Origin of the sequence: Clostridium sp. C105KSO13 (assembly GCF_001517425.1) — a bacterium.
Classification (GTDB): Bacteria; Bacillota; Clostridia; order Lachnospirales; family Lachnospiraceae; genus Muricomes.
The window spans coordinates 1-14,696 of sequence record NZ_FBWL01000151.1 but is presented as its reverse complement, the minus strand read 5'-3'; the positions used below and the strand labels follow the sequence as shown (position 1 = coordinate 14,696).

Genomic DNA, 14,696 nt, shown 5'->3' with positions numbered 1-14,696 from the left:
ATAACTGATGAAATATGAAAGAATAGAAAAAGCAATATTTCTGGAACGCCCGAACAGATTTATTGCATATGCCAAATTGAACGGCAAACGTGAAATTATACATGTGAAAAACACTGGGCGATGTGCAGAACTGCTTATACCGGGAGCTGTTATTTATGTACAAAGGAGTGATAATCCAGCACGAAAGACTGGCTGGGATCTAATTGCGGTGGAAAAGGGAGCGCGTCTGATTAACATGGACTCCCAGATTCCGAATAAGGTTGTTCAGGAATGGATCGAGGCGGGAAACTTATTTGGCCATGAACCTTACGTAAGGCCTGAGACGACCTACAAGAACTCCAGATTTGATTTCTATGTAGAAGCTCAGGGAAGAAAAATTTTTGTTGAAGTAAAAGGTGTAACTTTAGAGGAGAATAGGGTTGTCCGTTTTCCCGATGCTCCCAGTGAACGTGCTGTAAAACATGTAGAAGAGCTGGGCAGTGCGGTAAAAGAGGGCTACGGTGCCTATGTGATATTTGTTGTACAGATGAAAGGGGTCCGTTATTTCACACCTAATGTAGATACGCATCCCGCATTTGGTGAAGCTTTGAAGAAAGCAAGAAAGGCAGGGGTCAGAGTTCTGGCCTATGACTGCAATGTGACATCGGACAGCATTGAGCTGAACCAGGCGGTGCCTGTAGTGCTGGGCAGTCCCATTCTTAAAGAGGCAGCAGATCCAGTTGTCAGCTGGTACCGGACAAATAAGAGGGATTTACCCTGGAGGCATGATACAAGTGCGTATCACATCTGGGTTTCTGAAATTATGCTGCAGCAGACAAAGGTAGAAGCTGTCAAACCTTACTATGAAAGGTTTTTAAAAGAACTGCCCACTGTTAGTGACCTTGCAGAAATCCAGGAGGATAAGCTGCTGAAGCTGTGGGAAGGACTTGGATATTATAACAGGGTCAGAAATATGCAGAAGGCTGCCCGGCAGATTATGATTGATTATCAAGGGGAATTCCCACATACTTATGAGGAGATACGTTCTCTTAAGGGTATTGGCAATTATACAGCAGGGGCTGTCAGTTCTTTTGCCTATGGCATGGCAAAAGCTGCTGTTGACGGCAATGTACTGCGGGTAGTATCAAGACTCACAGCCAGCCCGGATGATATTATGAAGGCGGGAGTCAGGACACGGATAGAGGCAGAAGTGGAGGAAGTGATACCCCCTGCTGCGGCCTCAGATTTTAATCAGGGACTGATTGAACTTGGAGCCATGGTCTGCCTGCCGGGCAGAGGCCCAAAATGTGAGGAATGTCCTGTCGCTCATCTCTGCCGTGCAAGGCTTCTGGGCATAGAAAAGGAACTGCCTGTGAGGACAAAGCCAAAAGCAAGAAAAATTGAGAAAAGAACAGTTTTGATTTTGAAAGACGAAAACACTGTGGCGATAAAGAAACGCCCATCGAAGGGGCTTCTCGCCGGCTTGTATGAACTGCCCAATCTGGAAGGGCATCTAAACAAAAAAGAAGTGATAGAGTACTGCCATTCTATCGGATTGTCACCTCTTCATATAAAAAAGACGAAAGGTGCAAAGCATGTTTTCAGTCACATAGAGTGGCATATGATAGGGTATGAGATAAAAATAGATGAACTGGAAAAAAACTGTAGTTCTAACATGATATTTGCGCCCAGATCAGAAATAGAGGAAAAGTATTCTATACCCTCTGCATTTGAGGCTTACAGGGGAGCGGCTTTGAAACAGTAACAAACTTGTTTTAGAGTTCGCTCTGTTTTGTTGTATGATCAGAAGGTTTGTGATATACTGAATCGAAGATTAACCGGATAGAAGGAGCATGCAGCTATGGGAAAAAAGACGGAATTATCAAGGCAGCAGCAGAAGTCACGGGAGACAAAAGAACGGATATTCCTGGCAGCAAAAACAATCTTGAGGAAAAAAGGCTATGCAGAACTTTCCATAAAGAATATCTGCGAGGAAGCAGGGGTGTCTAACGGCAGCTTTTATCATCATTTTAAGACTAAGGATGATCTGCTATCCTATTATATTGAGGAACAGCCCGGCATTAATCCTGACTTGCTGGATCTCCCGGACAGTGCAGACGGGGCAAAGACGGCAATCATATATGTATATTTGAATTATGTCCGGTATTGCCGTGATCTGGGTGTAGAATTTATGTCTGCTTACTATGATACGAAAAACCAGGCATTAAATCCTGACAGCCGTACAGAACGCCCTTACCCCATTGTAACGGTGCAGACTTATGTGGAAAGGGCAGTCCAGGAACATATTATTCACTTGAATGTAGAGATAGAAAAATTCACTACAGATATACGGATGATTGTAATCGGAAATGTATTTGAGTGGTGTCTGCACGGCGGAGAAACCGATTTTGAGGGGAATATGAGGCGGTCATTAGGAAAGTATCTGGACAGCGTAATTTTTAAGTGAAAACTTTGTTAAGGTTTTCTAAAGCATATTGTTGAGAGACCTCATTCGTGCTATAATCGAGAGAGTTATAATAGATTTGTATTCGAAAAGGGAGAAACCCGTATGAGTCTTAAAGAGAAAGCTGCCGGTCTCATAAAGAAGTATAAACATGCATGGGTATTTGGATATATCCTGATTTATATGCCCTGGTTTATGTATCTTGAAAAGCATGTAACATCAAACTACCACGTGATTCATATTGCAATAGATGATAAGATACCATTTGTAGAATACTTTATTGTTCCATATCTGCTGTGGTTTATTTTTATTGCCGCTATTTTTTTATATTTCTTCTTCACTGATGTAGAAGGATTTTATAAACTGGCAAAGCTAATGTTTACTGGGATGACTATTTTCCTGATTATATCCACTCTGATTCCAAACGGTGTTAATCTGCGCCCGTCGTATTTCCCGCGGAATAATATTTTTACGAATCTGGTAAAGGCACTTTATCTTGCAGATACTCCTACGAATGTTCTCCCAAGTCTGCATGTGTTTAACTCTATAAGCGCCTGTATTGCAATCAGGGACAGTGAAGCTTTGCAAAAGCATAAGTTTATCAGCTGGAGTGCTTATGCCCTGACAGTCTTGATTATTTTAGCCACAATGTTTTTGAAGCAGCACTCTGTTATAGATGTGATGGCAGGTGGATTGATGGCATATACGCTTTACCAGTTTGTATATGAAGCAAATAAGAAAAAGGTCCCAAAGACAGCGAGACAGGAAATAGCCTCCTGGGGCAGATAATATGATACCATGCGCAAAAGGTCATAGCAATCCACAGGTATCAGGGTGCAAAATACCTTTTGTACCTTACATCGTAATATTAGGAAAGACAATGAATTAGGAGGAAACATACAAAAGTTATGGGAAAGATTATATTGACAGGAGACAGGCCTACAGGGAGATTACATGTAGGTCATTATGTGGGTTCTTTAAAGCGGAGAGTAGAACTGCAGAATACCGGAGAGTTTGATGATATATTTATCATGATAGCGGATGCACAGGCGTTGACAGACAATGCAGACAATCCGGAAAAAGTACGCCAGAATATAATAGAGGTGGCTTTGGATTACCTGGCCTGCGGACTGGATCCGGAGAAGTCAACACTGTTTATACAGTCCCAGATACCGGAACTGTGTGAACTTTCATTTTATTATATGAACTTGGTCACCGTTTCCCGGCTCCAACGTAATCCTACTGTGAAGACAGAGATTCAGATGCGGAACTTTGAAGCCAGCATCCCGGTCGGCTTTTTCACTTATCCTATCAGTCAGGCTGCCGATATCACGGCCTTTAAGGCCACGACAGTGCCGGTGGGGGAAGACCAGCTTCCAATGCTGGAACAGACAAAAGAGATTGTTCGAAAATTCAACTCGGTTTATGGGGAGACTCTTGTAGAGCCTGAGATATTGCTTCCGGATAATGAAGCATGCCAGAGGCTGCCTGGAACAGATGGGAAAGCCAAAATGAGCAAATCTTTGCATAACTGTATCTATCTGTCTGATGATTCGGATTCTGTAAAACAAAAGGTTTTCAGTATGTTTACGGATCCGACCCATATCAAGGTTGAAGATCCTGGTAAGCTGGAGGGAAATACAGTGTTTATCTATCTGGATGCATTTTGCAGACCGCAGTACTTTGAAGAGTTTTTGCCGGATTACAAGAATTTGGATGAGTTGAAGGAGCATTATAAACGCGGTGGACTCGGTGATATGAAGGTGAAGCGTTTTCTGAACTCTGTACTTCAGGCAGAATTGGAACCAATTAGAAAAAGAAGAAAAGAGTACCAGAAAGATATACCTTTTGTATATGAAATATTAAAAAAAGGCAGTGAGAAGGCAGAAGCTGTGGCTGCTGAAACCCTTCGGGAAGTAAAAGGGGCAATGAAGATCAATTACTTTGAAGATATGCAATTGATTAATGCACAGGCAGAAAGGTTCCGGGAAGAATAAGCAGAGAGATCAAAATAGGTGGACAGCAATACGATTACTTCATATTGCTGTCCGACTTGTTTTCTCTTGCGTGTAGTTCACTTTTCCGGAGTGGTTTTAAGTAATTATATAATAAAAAATGCACTCTCTTATACTAAGAAAGTGCATTCTTCTTGACGTGCGCGAGAAGATTCGAACTCCCGGCCTTCTGGTCCGTAGCCAGACGCTCTATCCAGCTGAGCTACGCGCACATGCTGGAACTATATCGTTCGCAGCAAAAGTAATTATATAATATAATGGAAAGCTTGTCAATATGTTTGATAAAAAAATCTAATGTTAAAATGAGTGAGTTAAAGCGGGCGGAACAGATGCCGGGGAATACCGTCCACCATGATTGGAGATACATCGCCCTGGATAAGGGGGCGGACATAATTGACAAAGGCATCGGTTACGTAGTTTCCATCATCATTTACCCATCCTCTCGGAACCAGTTTTTCATCATTTGCAATTTTATGAACATCTTTCAACTCGGTACCGCTCTGATAAGGATCATCCGAGAGGCGGTTCAATATTACCATCTTGCCCGAGTCTCCTTCGTCGGCTGCTTTTACTGCTGCACCACCGACCTGGTAAGCTTCCAGAATATCTACCCGGGAGGCACAGTGGGATGCGGAACGCTGCAGACTGCTGAGTTCGATGGTACGCGTCTTACAGCCAATTTCCCCTGCAATGTAGCTAGCAAGGTAATTTGCCGTACCGGAAAGCTGCTTGTGTCCGAATGCGTCTACAAAGTCAAGACTGGCCCCCAGCTCACATACATAGCGTCCGTCGGCGAGACGTACGCCTTCCGATACAGCCACAACCACAGACGGCTTTCGTGACAGAAGGTCCTGGACTTTGAGCCCAAAGGTCTCTATGTCGAAGGGGAGTTCGGGAAGATAGATCAAATCGGGGCCGGCACAGTCTTCCCCCTTCGCCAGAGCCGCCGCACCAGTCAGCCAGCCTGCGTTGCGCCCCATAATCTCCACAATAGATACAAGGCCCTTTTCATACTCCAGACAGAAACTGTCACGTATAATTTCCTTGACGGAAGTGCCGATATACTTCGCTGCACTACCAAAGCCCGGCGTATGATCGGTGAGGGCAAGATCGTTGTCTATAGTTTTTGGACAACCTATAAATCTAGTTGGATGTCCGGTGACAATCCCATAATCAGAAAGTTTCTTGATGGTGTCCATGGAATCATTTCCGCCAATGTAAATAAATGCCTCAATATCAAGTTTGTCTAAGGTATTAAATATCTTTTCATAAACTTCTCTGTTCTCATGAATGCCTGGAAGTTTGTAGCGGCAGGAACCCAGGAATGCAGCGGGAGTTCTTTTAAGTAACTCGGCATCCAGTTCGGTGATGATAAAATCGGACAGATCAATATACCTCTCCTGTAATAACCCCTGAACTCCGTGCAGCATACCGAAAACCTTACCGGCGCCGCGGTCCCTGGCTGTGCGGTACACACCAGCGAGGCTTGAGTTAATGGCGGCTGTAGGCCCTCCGGATTGTCCGACGATAATATTTCTCTTCATGTCTGTTACCTCCGTCTCAAACTTAAATTAATTCATACCAATATTTTAGTGCATTTTGCACAGAATGTAAACAATAAAATTGAAAATTGGGTGAAAGTACACAAAACCATACAATATGACAAAAATAGTCAAAAAGAGGCTTAATAATATGGTTTCCTCCTGCATCTATGTACAGGCTGTTTTAAAAATGTTATAATACTGGGCATAATAAAAAATCAGGAGGATAAGGGAATGCATCAGTATGATTATCTGATAGTTGGTGCCGGATTATATGGTGCGGTCATGGCCAATGAATTAAATAGAAGAGGAAAGAAGTGCCTAGTAATTGACAGGCGTGATCACATAGCGGGGAATATTTACTGTGAGGATGTAGAAGGCATTCATGTACATAAATACGGAGCTCATATTTTCCATACGTCAAATAAAAAAGTGTGGAAATATATGAATCAGTTCACTGAATTTAACAATTACATTAATTCCCCCATAGCGGTTTATAAAGATGAACTGTATAACCTTCCTTTCAATATGAATACATTTAGTAAAATGTGGGGGATTCGTACTCCGCAGGAGGCAAAAGACATTATCGCAAAGCAGGTGGCTGAGACAAAGGCTGACACACCTGCAAATCTGGAGGAGCAGGCATTGTCTCTTGCGGGAAAGGATGTCTATGAAAAGCTGATTAAAGGATATACGGAAAAGCAATGGGGAAGAGACTGCAAGGATCTTCCTGCATTCATTATTAAAAGGCTGCCGTTTCGGTTTACATATGACAATAATTATTTTAATGACAGGTATCAGGGAATCCCTATTGGGGGCTATACTGCAGTGGTTGAAAAGATGCTTGCCGGCATAGAAGTGAGGGCAGGGGTGGATTTCTTTGATTTTAGAAAGAAAAATGCAGATATTGCGGAAAATATTATATTTACCGGAATGATAGATGAATACTTTGGCTATCAACTGGGCGCACTTGAGTACCGCTCGGTAAGATTTGAGACAGAGGTGCTTGACTGCGATAACTATCAGGGTAACGCAGTTGTGAACTATACAGAGAGAAAAGTTCCTTATACAAGAATTATTGAGCATAAACACTTTGAGTTTGGAAAACAGGAAAAAACAGTGATTTCCAGAGAATATTCTTCTGAATGGGAAGTGGGCATGGATCCATATTATCCGGTGAATGACGAGAAGAACAATGAGTTGTTCGCCAGATATAAAGAGCTGGCAGAAGGAGAGAAGAATGTGATTTTCGGTGGAAGACTGGGCAATTATAAATATTATGATATGGACAAGGTCGTAGAAGCGGCTCTGACCAGACTGGATCAAATATAAATACAGACTGAGGAAATGCCGGAGCAAAAAAAGAAAGCTCTTGCATTTCTTTTGTAAATCAAGTAAGATACAATTATTCTGATAAGTCTTTTTGTCTTCTCGTGAGCTGCTTCGGTATCAGTTCTGATAAGTAATTCAATGAATAAAAATACTGCAGAAAGGAGAATATTGATTACAGGGAAAAAGTATGAGGTTCTCAAATTTATGGAATATGACGGTAAGAGCCGTGTTGTCATGGACTGTGTGCGGGGAAGACTTCTGGTACACAGGCTGGATGACAGACAGGGAATTACCAAAGAGATAGTATTCAATTGGTTTAACCTGCTGGCCGATGAGTTAGAAAAATACCATAGATGCAAAAAAGAACAGTGTTATAGATATATCAATCCGTACAGCGTTCTCGTTACGGAGGAAGAAAAGATATTGCTTCTCGATTTAAGTGCCGGAAGCAATGGATTTGTTCTTAAGAACATGCAGAGGCCCGCCATGCGTGAGCATTTTGTTAAACCAATTATCCACATCAGGGAGAGCACAAAGACGTCCCTTGATTTTTACGGTTTCGGAAAAACGATACAATTCATATTGGCGCGCACAGAATCCTATATTTTACTTTCTAAAATGGAGGAGTACATTCTGTCCGGAGTCATCAAAAAATGTCTGGGCGAAAATTCAAGGAAGAAATTTGACAGTCTGAAACAGGTTAAGAAAGAACTACCTAAAAGCCACCATAAAAATTATGAAAAGCAGAAAAAAAGGATAATACTTATCGTACTGATAGTTGCATTGCTGCTGGCAATTGTATTCGCAGTGAGTATGTGAGGAAAGAAGATAATATAGATAATATAGAGATTTATCGGAAAAATACCTTAAAAGGGAGGATGCCGGGTAACCCTTTCGGATTCCCGGCATGTATTATGAAAAAGTTTATTCAAAAAGTATTACATCTGTTGCCTTTTGAAGTATCAAATGATTTTCCTTTTCATTTGATATATTTAGTATATTCAATAGAAATGAAGAAAGAATGAGTAGAAAATGAAGGTTTTTTGAATGATAAATGAATAAATTGTGAACGAAAAAATTAGAAAAAATTAAGAACCCTGTAGTTGGAATACACTACAGATTGTGTTATTCTAAGTGCAGAACTCGAATATCTTAGATGGGATGTATTTATAAAACTTCAGCATTATGGATATTTATACAGGTAAATTTCACATATTTTGAGGAGGAGAGGCAGGATGACGCGAAGTGAATTTCTACGGGAATTGCGCCGGGCACTGGAAAATGATCTGTCTGGCAGTATCGTCCAGGAGAATGTAGGGTATTATGATCAATATATTACTGACGAAATAAGCAAAGGGAAAAGTGAAGAAGAGGTACTTCAGATGCTGGGAGACCCATGGGTGCTTGCACGTACGGTCATAGATGCCCAGAATGGCACGGATCAGTCCGAGGTAAATGGAGCTGACAGACAAAGCTATACCGGCTATAATAATGAGAGAGGCTCCACAGAAGCGAAACATTCGGGCTTCCATATATTTACGGCTGACACCTGGTGGAAAAAACTGCTCTGGACTCTGGTCATCATTATGATAGTTATTGGAATAGTTGCTATAATAACCGGTGTGGTCAGTTTTCTGGCCCCGATACTTGTACCTCTGCTGATTATAATGATAATTGTACGGATACTGGGCAACAGGTACCGATGACCAGAACGTGTACGGTAAATGAATAAATTATCCAGACGTAAAAGACCGATGGGGGAGCCATCGGTCTTTTGAGGGGAGTATAAATAATTAATAAGGGGTTGTAGAAAGTAACCTTCCTACATCACTAAGTATAATATATCAAATTGGAAAAAGCAAGCAAAAATATAAAAAATGTTTGAAAAATAAACCATAAGTTTTATAAAACATGAATAAAAAGCTGAAGAGAAAGCAACAATATAAGTGTACCAAATAAAATTTTCTCAGGAGGGACACTCATGACAAAGAATAATAACACAAATAATTCTTCAAACAACTCTTCAAACAACACAAACAGCTCATATTCATCTTATTCTGATGAACAGAGCAGAAACAAAAATGCAAACAGAAATTCAACTAAGAGTTCTACAAACAACTCAACATCTAACAATAACAGAAACAGCCAGAACAGCCAGAATATGAATTCTTACAACGAGAAAAACAACTATTAATTAGTCAGAGAAGCCATATATAAAATGGCACAACTTATTTTGGTACACGTTAATTTCAATTCGGGGCGCAGTAAAATTCAACTTTACTGCGCTCCGAATTTATAGTACTATGTATAATGCGAGGATCAAAAGGTTATAGGATTGTGGGAGCCATAGTGCGTAACAATCCGTACGTATCAGGGAGCAAAATATCTTTTGAGGCTTACATCATATGGATACATAAATCGTACGAATAGAGGAGCGGCATGACAACGTTAAAAATATAGGAGATTTTATGGATAAAATAGAATTAATTGCACCTTGCCATTTTGGACTGGAGGCCGTTTTAAAACGGGAAATTTTGGATCTGGGATACGAGATTGCACAGGTGGAAGATGGAAGAGTTACTTTTTATGGGGACGAGCAGTCTATCCCCAGGGCAAATATTTTCTTGCGCACTGCAGAGAGAATTTTGCTGAAGGTGGCAAGTTTTAAGGCAGCCACTTTTGATGAACTGTTTGAAAATACACGGGCTGTGGCCTGGGAAAATTATATTCCGAAAGACGGGAAGTTCTGGGTTGCAAAGGCGGCATCAGTCAAAAGCAAGCTGTTTAGTACCTCTGATATACAGTCTATTATGAAAAAAGCTATGGTGGAGCGGATGAAGTCTCGTTATCATATGTCCTGGTTCGAGGAGACCGGGGCGTCATATCCTGTCAGAGTATTTTTGATGAAAGATATAGTTACGGTGGGAATTGACACCTCCGGTGTATCTTTGCATAAGCGAGGATATCGCCAGTTGTCCGGCAAGGCTCCGATTACGGAGACTCTTGCTGCAGCCTTAATTATGCTGACACCATGGAGGGCAAATCGTGCTCTGGTAGATCCATTTTGCGGAAGTGGTACATTTCCGATCGAGGCGGCTATGATGGCAGCTAATATAGCACCTGGAATGAATCGTTCTTTTCTGGCGGAAGACTGGGAAAATCTGATTTCGAAGAGTACATGGTATAAAACAGTGGATGAGGCGAATGCCCTGATTGACGATACAGTAGAAGTAGATATACAAGGATATGACGCAGATGCCGAGGTCGTGAAGACTGCCAGGAAGAATGCAGAAGAAGCCGGCGTTGAGCATATGATACATTTCCAGCAGCGTGCGGTGGAGAATCTCAGACATCCCGGAAAATATGGTTTTATTATTACGAATCCACCATATGGAGAGCGGCTGGAGGAAAAGCAGGCGCTGCCCCAGCTGTACCGCGAGTTTGGCGAAAGCTATCGTAATTTGGATAGCTGGTCTGCATATATGATAACTAGCTATGAAGATGCAGAGCGGTATTTTGGAAGGAAAGCAGATAAGAACCGAAAAATCTATAATGGAATGATTAAGACATATTTTTATCAGTTTATGGGACCCAAACCTCCCAGACATAAGAAGCAGGGATGAAAAAAATGGGAAAAAGAATAATTTTTGCAACGGGCAATCAGAATAAAATGAAAGAAATCCATATGATTTTTGCAGATTTGGGCATTCCGGTCTATTCTATGAAAGAAGCCGGTATTGATATAGATATTGTAGAAGACGGAAATACGTTTGAGCAGAATGCAGTAATTAAAGCTCAAGCAGTTTCAAAAATGCTGCCCGATGATATTGTGCTGGCTGATGACTCAGGACTTGAAATTGATTATCTGCATAAGGCGCCCGGGGTTTATTCTGCCAGATTTATGGGAGAGAGTACTTCATATGATATTAAGAATCGAGCATTGCTTGACAAATTGGAAGGTGTACCGGAGGATAAGAGAACAGCACGTTTTGTGTGCGCTGTAGCTGCCGTATTTCCGGACGGGACGGTGGAGACCGTCAGAGGGACAATAGAGGGAATCATTGCACAGGATATAGCTGGCAGCCATGGGTTTGGCTATGATCCAATTTTCTGTTTGCCGGAATATGGCTGTACCACTGCACAGATGGATCCGGATAAGAAGAATGAAATCAGTCATCGGGGAAAGGCGCTTAGTGCAATGCGTGAAATTATGAAAGAGAAATATACTAAACTGTAAACAGGGAAGATAAATACATGAAGGTTTTAATAGTAAGTGATACACATGGAAGTCTCAAAAATCTGGATAAAGTACTTAAGCTGGTCCCGGATATGGACATGTTTATCCATCTCGGAGATGTGGAGGGCTCAGAGGCATATCTGAATGCGGTGATAAGCTGTGAGAAGCATATCGTGCGGGGAAATAATGACTTTTTTTCGGAATTTCCAAAAGAAGAAGAGTTTTACATAGGAAGATATAAGGTTTTTATTACCCACGGTCACGGATATTATGTCTCCTTGAATTCAGAATACATTGTGGAAGAGGGTAAAGCGCGCCAGGATGATATTGTTATGTTTGGCCATACACATAAACCCTTTTTTCGGGAGGATAAAGATATCATCGCCCTGAATCCCGGCAGCCTCTCATACCCAAGGCAGGAGGGGCGCAAAGGGACTTATATGCTTATGGAAGTGGACGAGGATGAAAAGCTCCATATTAAACAATGCTATCTGGACTGATACAATGCTGCAAAAACGCTGCAAAAAGATATGCTGCAAAAAGAAAAAATAAATATTGACACAGAGACAAGCCTGTTATATAATAACTATTGTGTCACGGAGAAATGACACATTGAATATCGGGGTGTGGCTCAGCTTGGCTAGAGCGCCTGGTTTGGGACCAGGAGGTCGCAGGTTCAAATCCTGTCACCCCGATACTGCGGGTGTAGTTCAATGGTAGAACACTAGCCTTCCAAGCTAGATACGTGGGTTCGATTCCCATCACCCGCTTTCTTGCAGTCTGTAAATTGCAGGAATTAAGAGCAGGGGATAAGCTGCAATAAGAGTCTGTAGCTCAGCTGGATAGAGCAACGGCCTTCTAAGCCGTAGGTCGGGGGTTCGAATCCCCCCAGGCTCGTTGTGGTGGGTATGGTGCAGTTGGTTAGCGCGCCAGATTGTGGTTCTGGATATCATGGGTTCGAGTCCCATTACCCACCCTCTTTTTATTTTTGACTATTGGCAACGCAGTGTCGGACATAAGTCTTTAATGGGCTATCGCCAAGCGGTAAGGCACAGGACTTTGACTCCTGCATTCGCTGGTTCGAATCCAGCTAGCCCAGTTTACCTGTACAGAATACGGGGAACCAGATATTATAAGGGCGTGTAGCTCAGGTGGTAGAGCACTTGACTTTTAATCAAGTTGTCCGGGGTTCGAATCCCCGCACGCTCACTGGAACAAGTTTGAAGCACTTGTTCTAATTTTTTATCATGTTATACCTTGCAGCGGAAACTGCAGTAAAGAAAATATGCGGATGTGGCGGAATTGGCAGACGCGCTAGACTTAGGATCTAGTGTCCACGACGTGCAGGTTCAAGTCCTGTCATCCGCATTTTACCATTTGTGCTACTTGCCCATTTTATGGGGCTTGTAGCACTTTTTCTTTCTACCATTTTAGAAAAAGGGCCAGAAAAGGGGCAGACTACATAATTCTTGCCTTTGCAATTTCTTCATTGTCTTTTTCTTTTAACTTCCCGGTAATATGCAAATATATCTCTTTGGTTACCTGGCTGTTTTCATGCCCCAGTCTACGAGATATAGTGCCGATATTTACTCCTTGCTCCATAAGCAAGGATGCGTGTGTATGCCGTAGTGTGTGGGCAGTTGTTTTGTGTCCTAATGTTTTCTGTGAGTTTTCACGCAGATATTTATTGTAAGCATAGTAGCTTACATGCTCTCCGTCTATATCGCATAAAAACAAACCGGAATCGGTATACCCATATGCAAGACGCTGCTGGAGCATATGAAGTTTAATTTTTTTGCATACATCCTTTAACTCATCGGATTCCAGAAATTTATTCTGTATTTTTTCCCGGTGTGGAATATCCTTCCAGGGCTCTAACTTATCTAAAAAAGATATGTCGGAAACCAGATCGTTGTGATATCCCCAGCGGATAAGGGCTTTTAATCTTACCAAGTGCTCGATCAGAGTTCCAGCCTTTTACCTGTTTTTAATAGTTTTTCCCTTACATATTTCGCAGATAACCGGTTCACCAGGGTGTCTTTCCCCAGTATGCTCATTAGAGTTTTGGTGGCGAAATAGTTTCGATGGTAGGTGGACATTTTAACTGTTACTTTTTGGTCTGCCATGTACGCGCCTACCAGTTCATTAAGAGTGTAGTTTTTCTTAGGCTTTTCCTCTAAGGCCTTCTCAATTTTTGCTTCCAGTGTCTTTTGAGCCACTTTCCGGCTCTGTGCAGTGGTTTTCTCCTTTGTCACGTAACTTTCCTCTGCTTGCCTGTCAGATAGTCTGTGTAGCGCTCTACTGCTTTGTACTTTCCATTTTTGGTTTCCTCTACCCACATAGTTCATCCTCCTTATTTTTGAGTATAAAAATAGCCCCTAAAGCAAACGAGCGTTCTGGTTGCTTAGTTGCCCCGAAGATGATACAATACCCTTGTCATAGGTATGCATATCTTCGGATATGTTGAGCCGCTTCTGATTGCCGTCAGGGGCGGTTTTTTTATTATGCCGTTTTTTTCTTTAATTCCTCCACATCCTTTTGAAGAGATTCTATCATTTTCAGCAGGAGGGCAGTATTGTCATTTTCAAGTTTTGTAATCCTGTAATACTGATTTAGTTCATCGATATTCTTCTTGACTTCCGAAATCTGTTTTTCAAGGTATGACTGTGTCCTGCCAATTTCATCTAGCAGCAGATTTTCTGTTTCATCAATTTTCGTTGTAATTCTTGATTCGCTGGCATCCATTAGCCTGGCGATTGCCTGTAAATCTTTTTCATCTAACATTTTACAATCCTCCTTTTGGTTTAAAGTTCCGTTCCTGTTGGCGCAGGGGCGGTCTTTATTGTGTAACGTAAAAGACCTCGCATTTCTACGAGGTCTTAATAATGAATACTACTCGCCAGCTGCCTGGGAGCTTTGTCTTCTTTGTGTATTCATTATATACCTCAGTGTATGAAATTGTCAATGAAAATATACCTTGAGTTTCCGCAGTTTTATCCACATGTTACTGTTCACACCCGCATAAACCCCAAAAAATCTCTTCGTTAAAATGACGAAATTTATTTTTTTCAAAATCACCTGATGTGGATGCTGTAAATACATTCAGGAGAAGAGGTGGATAACTCTTT

General features: G+C 41.7%; 15 protein-coding genes, 8 tRNA genes and 1 pseudogene. 19 read left to right on the top strand and 5 right to left on the bottom strand.

Annotation, left to right across the window (positions count from 1 at the left end):
* Nucleotides 1-7: 7 nt before the first annotated feature.
* The 5 genes and pseudogenes from sfsA to trpS all read left to right on the top strand — a co-directional run.
* Nucleotides 8-679 (top strand): annotated as a pseudogene (sfsA, locus tag BN3456_RS16550) (DNA/RNA nuclease SfsA); the annotation flags it as partial.
* A complete protein-coding gene (gene mutY, locus BN3456_RS16545) occupies nt 671-1,744 on the top strand; it encodes an A/G-specific adenine glycosylase (protein ID WP_347457765.1) in 1,074 nt (357 codons plus the stop codon). The pseudogene sfsA and the gene mutY, both read left to right, overlap by 9 nt.
* 96 nt (nt 1,745-1,840) lie before the next feature.
* Entirely contained in the window at nt 1,841-2,446 is a 606-nt protein-coding gene (locus tag BN3456_RS03640) for a TetR/AcrR family transcriptional regulator (RefSeq protein WP_089982783.1), read from the top strand.
* Nucleotides 2,447-2,548: 102 nt separating this feature from the next.
* Nucleotides 2,549-3,232: a phosphatase PAP2 family protein gene (locus BN3456_RS03635; RefSeq protein ID WP_089982782.1), complete on the top strand. Its 684-nt coding sequence runs from the start codon at nt 2,549-2,551 to the stop codon at nt 3,230-3,232.
* 119 nt (nt 3,233-3,351) lie between these two features.
* Complete coding sequence (trpS, locus tag BN3456_RS03630; protein WP_089982781.1) at nt 3,352-4,440, top strand: tryptophan--tRNA ligase; 1,089 nt, start codon at nt 3,352-3,354, stop codon at nt 4,438-4,440.
* A gap of 156 nt (nt 4,441-4,596) precedes the next feature.
* Here the strand turns inward: trpS and BN3456_RS03625 are convergent.
* Both BN3456_RS03625 and BN3456_RS03620 read right to left on the bottom strand, forming a co-directional pair.
* Nucleotides 4,597-4,670, bottom strand: a tRNA-Arg gene (locus tag BN3456_RS03625).
* Between the two features lie 99 nt (nt 4,671-4,769).
* A complete protein-coding gene (locus BN3456_RS03620) occupies nt 4,770-6,002 on the bottom strand; it encodes a 6-phosphofructokinase (protein ID WP_089982780.1) in 1,233 nt (410 codons plus the stop codon).
* Between the two features lie 231 nt (nt 6,003-6,233).
* Between BN3456_RS03620 and glf the strand changes: the two genes are divergently transcribed.
* The 14 genes from glf to BN3456_RS03545 all read left to right on the top strand — a co-directional run bounded on the left by glf (nt 6,234) and on the right by BN3456_RS03545 (nt 12,936).
* A complete protein-coding gene (gene glf / locus BN3456_RS03615) occupies nt 6,234-7,331 on the top strand; it encodes a UDP-galactopyranose mutase (RefSeq protein ID WP_089982779.1) in 1,098 nt (365 codons plus the stop codon).
* Nucleotides 7,332-7,469: 138 nt separating this feature from the next.
* On the top strand, nt 7,470-8,150 hold the full coding sequence (locus BN3456_RS03610) for a hypothetical protein (RefSeq protein ID WP_141654491.1): 681 nt from the start codon (nt 7,470-7,472) through the stop codon (nt 8,148-8,150).
* A gap of 416 nt (nt 8,151-8,566) precedes the next feature.
* The gene (locus tag BN3456_RS03600; protein WP_089982776.1) at nt 8,567-9,037 is read left to right on the top strand and encodes a DUF1700 domain-containing protein; all 471 of its coding nucleotides are present in this window, start codon (nt 8,567-8,569) and stop codon (nt 9,035-9,037) included.
* Nucleotides 9,038-9,312: 275 nt separating this feature from the next.
* Entirely contained in the window at nt 9,313-9,525 is a 213-nt protein-coding gene (locus BN3456_RS03595; RefSeq protein WP_089982775.1) for a hypothetical protein, read from the top strand.
* A gap of 274 nt (nt 9,526-9,799) precedes the next feature.
* On the top strand, nt 9,800-10,954 hold the full coding sequence (locus tag BN3456_RS03590; protein WP_089982774.1) for a THUMP domain-containing class I SAM-dependent RNA methyltransferase: 1,155 nt from the start codon (nt 9,800-9,802) through the stop codon (nt 10,952-10,954).
* A 5-nt stretch (nt 10,955-10,959) separates the two neighbouring features.
* Complete coding sequence (gene rdgB, locus BN3456_RS03585) at nt 10,960-11,568, top strand: RdgB/HAM1 family non-canonical purine NTP pyrophosphatase (RefSeq protein WP_089982828.1); 609 nt, start codon at nt 10,960-10,962, stop codon at nt 11,566-11,568.
* A 17-nt stretch (nt 11,569-11,585) separates the two neighbouring features.
* Nucleotides 11,586-12,068, top strand: coding sequence for a metallophosphoesterase (locus BN3456_RS03580; protein ID WP_089982773.1), 483 nt, complete (start codon nt 11,586-11,588; stop codon nt 12,066-12,068).
* Between the two features lie 120 nt (nt 12,069-12,188).
* A tRNA-Pro gene (locus tag BN3456_RS03575) sits at nt 12,189-12,263 on the top strand.
* Between the two features lie 4 nt (nt 12,264-12,267).
* Nucleotides 12,268-12,338, top strand: a tRNA-Gly gene (locus BN3456_RS03570).
* Between the two features lie 53 nt (nt 12,339-12,391).
* Nucleotides 12,392-12,465, top strand: a tRNA-Arg gene (locus BN3456_RS03565).
* A 5-nt stretch (nt 12,466-12,470) separates the two neighbouring features.
* Nucleotides 12,471-12,544, top strand: a tRNA-His gene (locus tag BN3456_RS03560).
* 51 nt (nt 12,545-12,595) lie between these two features.
* Nucleotides 12,596-12,667, top strand: a tRNA-Gln gene (locus BN3456_RS03555).
* A gap of 37 nt (nt 12,668-12,704) precedes the next feature.
* Nucleotides 12,705-12,777, top strand: a tRNA-Lys gene (locus BN3456_RS03550).
* A gap of 78 nt (nt 12,778-12,855) precedes the next feature.
* A tRNA-Leu gene (locus BN3456_RS03545) sits at nt 12,856-12,936 on the top strand.
* 90 nt (nt 12,937-13,026) lie between these two features.
* Here the strand turns inward: BN3456_RS03545 and BN3456_RS03540 are convergent.
* The 3 genes from BN3456_RS03540 to BN3456_RS03530 all read right to left on the bottom strand — a co-directional run bounded on the left by BN3456_RS03540 (nt 13,027) and on the right by BN3456_RS03530 (nt 14,352).
* Nucleotides 13,027-13,521, bottom strand: a complete 495-nt coding sequence (locus BN3456_RS03540) for a site-specific integrase (RefSeq protein WP_089982772.1) — start codon at nt 13,519-13,521, stop codon at nt 13,027-13,029.
* Nucleotides 13,522-13,529: 8 nt separating this feature from the next.
* Nucleotides 13,530-13,823, bottom strand: coding sequence for a hypothetical protein (locus tag BN3456_RS03535; RefSeq protein WP_089982771.1), 294 nt, complete (start codon nt 13,821-13,823; stop codon nt 13,530-13,532).
* Nucleotides 13,824-14,070: 247 nt separating this feature from the next.
* Complete coding sequence (locus tag BN3456_RS03530; RefSeq protein ID WP_089982770.1) at nt 14,071-14,352, bottom strand: hypothetical protein; 282 nt, start codon at nt 14,350-14,352, stop codon at nt 14,071-14,073.
* Nucleotides 14,353-14,696: the final 344 nt, after the last annotated feature.

Excerpts from the sequence above, each read along its gene's own strand:
- BN3456_RS03640 (WP_089982783.1), top strand. The coding sequence starts at position 1,841 with ATGGGAAAAAAGACGGAATTATCAAGGCAGCAGCAGAAGTCACGGGAG.
- BN3456_RS03600 (WP_089982776.1), top strand. The coding sequence starts at position 8,567 with ATGACGCGAAGTGAATTTCTACGGGAATTGCGCCGGGCACTGGAAAAT.
- BN3456_RS03530 (WP_089982770.1), bottom strand. The coding sequence starts at position 14,352 with ATGTTAGATGAAAAAGATTTACAGGCAATCGCCAGGCTAATGGATGCC.
- glf (WP_089982779.1), top strand. The coding sequence starts at position 6,234 with ATGCATCAGTATGATTATCTGATAGTTGGTGCCGGATTATATGGTGCG.
- BN3456_RS03580 (WP_089982773.1), top strand. The coding sequence starts at position 11,586 with ATGAAGGTTTTAATAGTAAGTGATACACATGGAAGTCTCAAAAATCTG.
- trpS (WP_089982781.1), top strand. The coding sequence starts at position 3,352 with ATGGGAAAGATTATATTGACAGGAGACAGGCCTACAGGGAGATTACAT.
- BN3456_RS03590 (WP_089982774.1), top strand. The coding sequence starts at position 9,800 with ATGGATAAAATAGAATTAATTGCACCTTGCCATTTTGGACTGGAGGCC.
- BN3456_RS03620 (WP_089982780.1), bottom strand. The coding sequence starts at position 6,002 with ATGAAGAGAAATATTATCGTCGGACAATCCGGAGGGCCTACAGCCGCC.
- BN3456_RS03595 (WP_089982775.1), top strand. The coding sequence starts at position 9,313 with ATGACAAAGAATAATAACACAAATAATTCTTCAAACAACTCTTCAAAC.
- BN3456_RS03635 (WP_089982782.1), top strand. The coding sequence starts at position 2,549 with ATGAGTCTTAAAGAGAAAGCTGCCGGTCTCATAAAGAAGTATAAACAT.
- rdgB (WP_089982828.1), top strand. The coding sequence starts at position 10,960 with ATGGGAAAAAGAATAATTTTTGCAACGGGCAATCAGAATAAAATGAAA.
- BN3456_RS03610 (WP_141654491.1), top strand. The coding sequence starts at position 7,470 with ATGAATAAAAATACTGCAGAAAGGAGAATATTGATTACAGGGAAAAAG.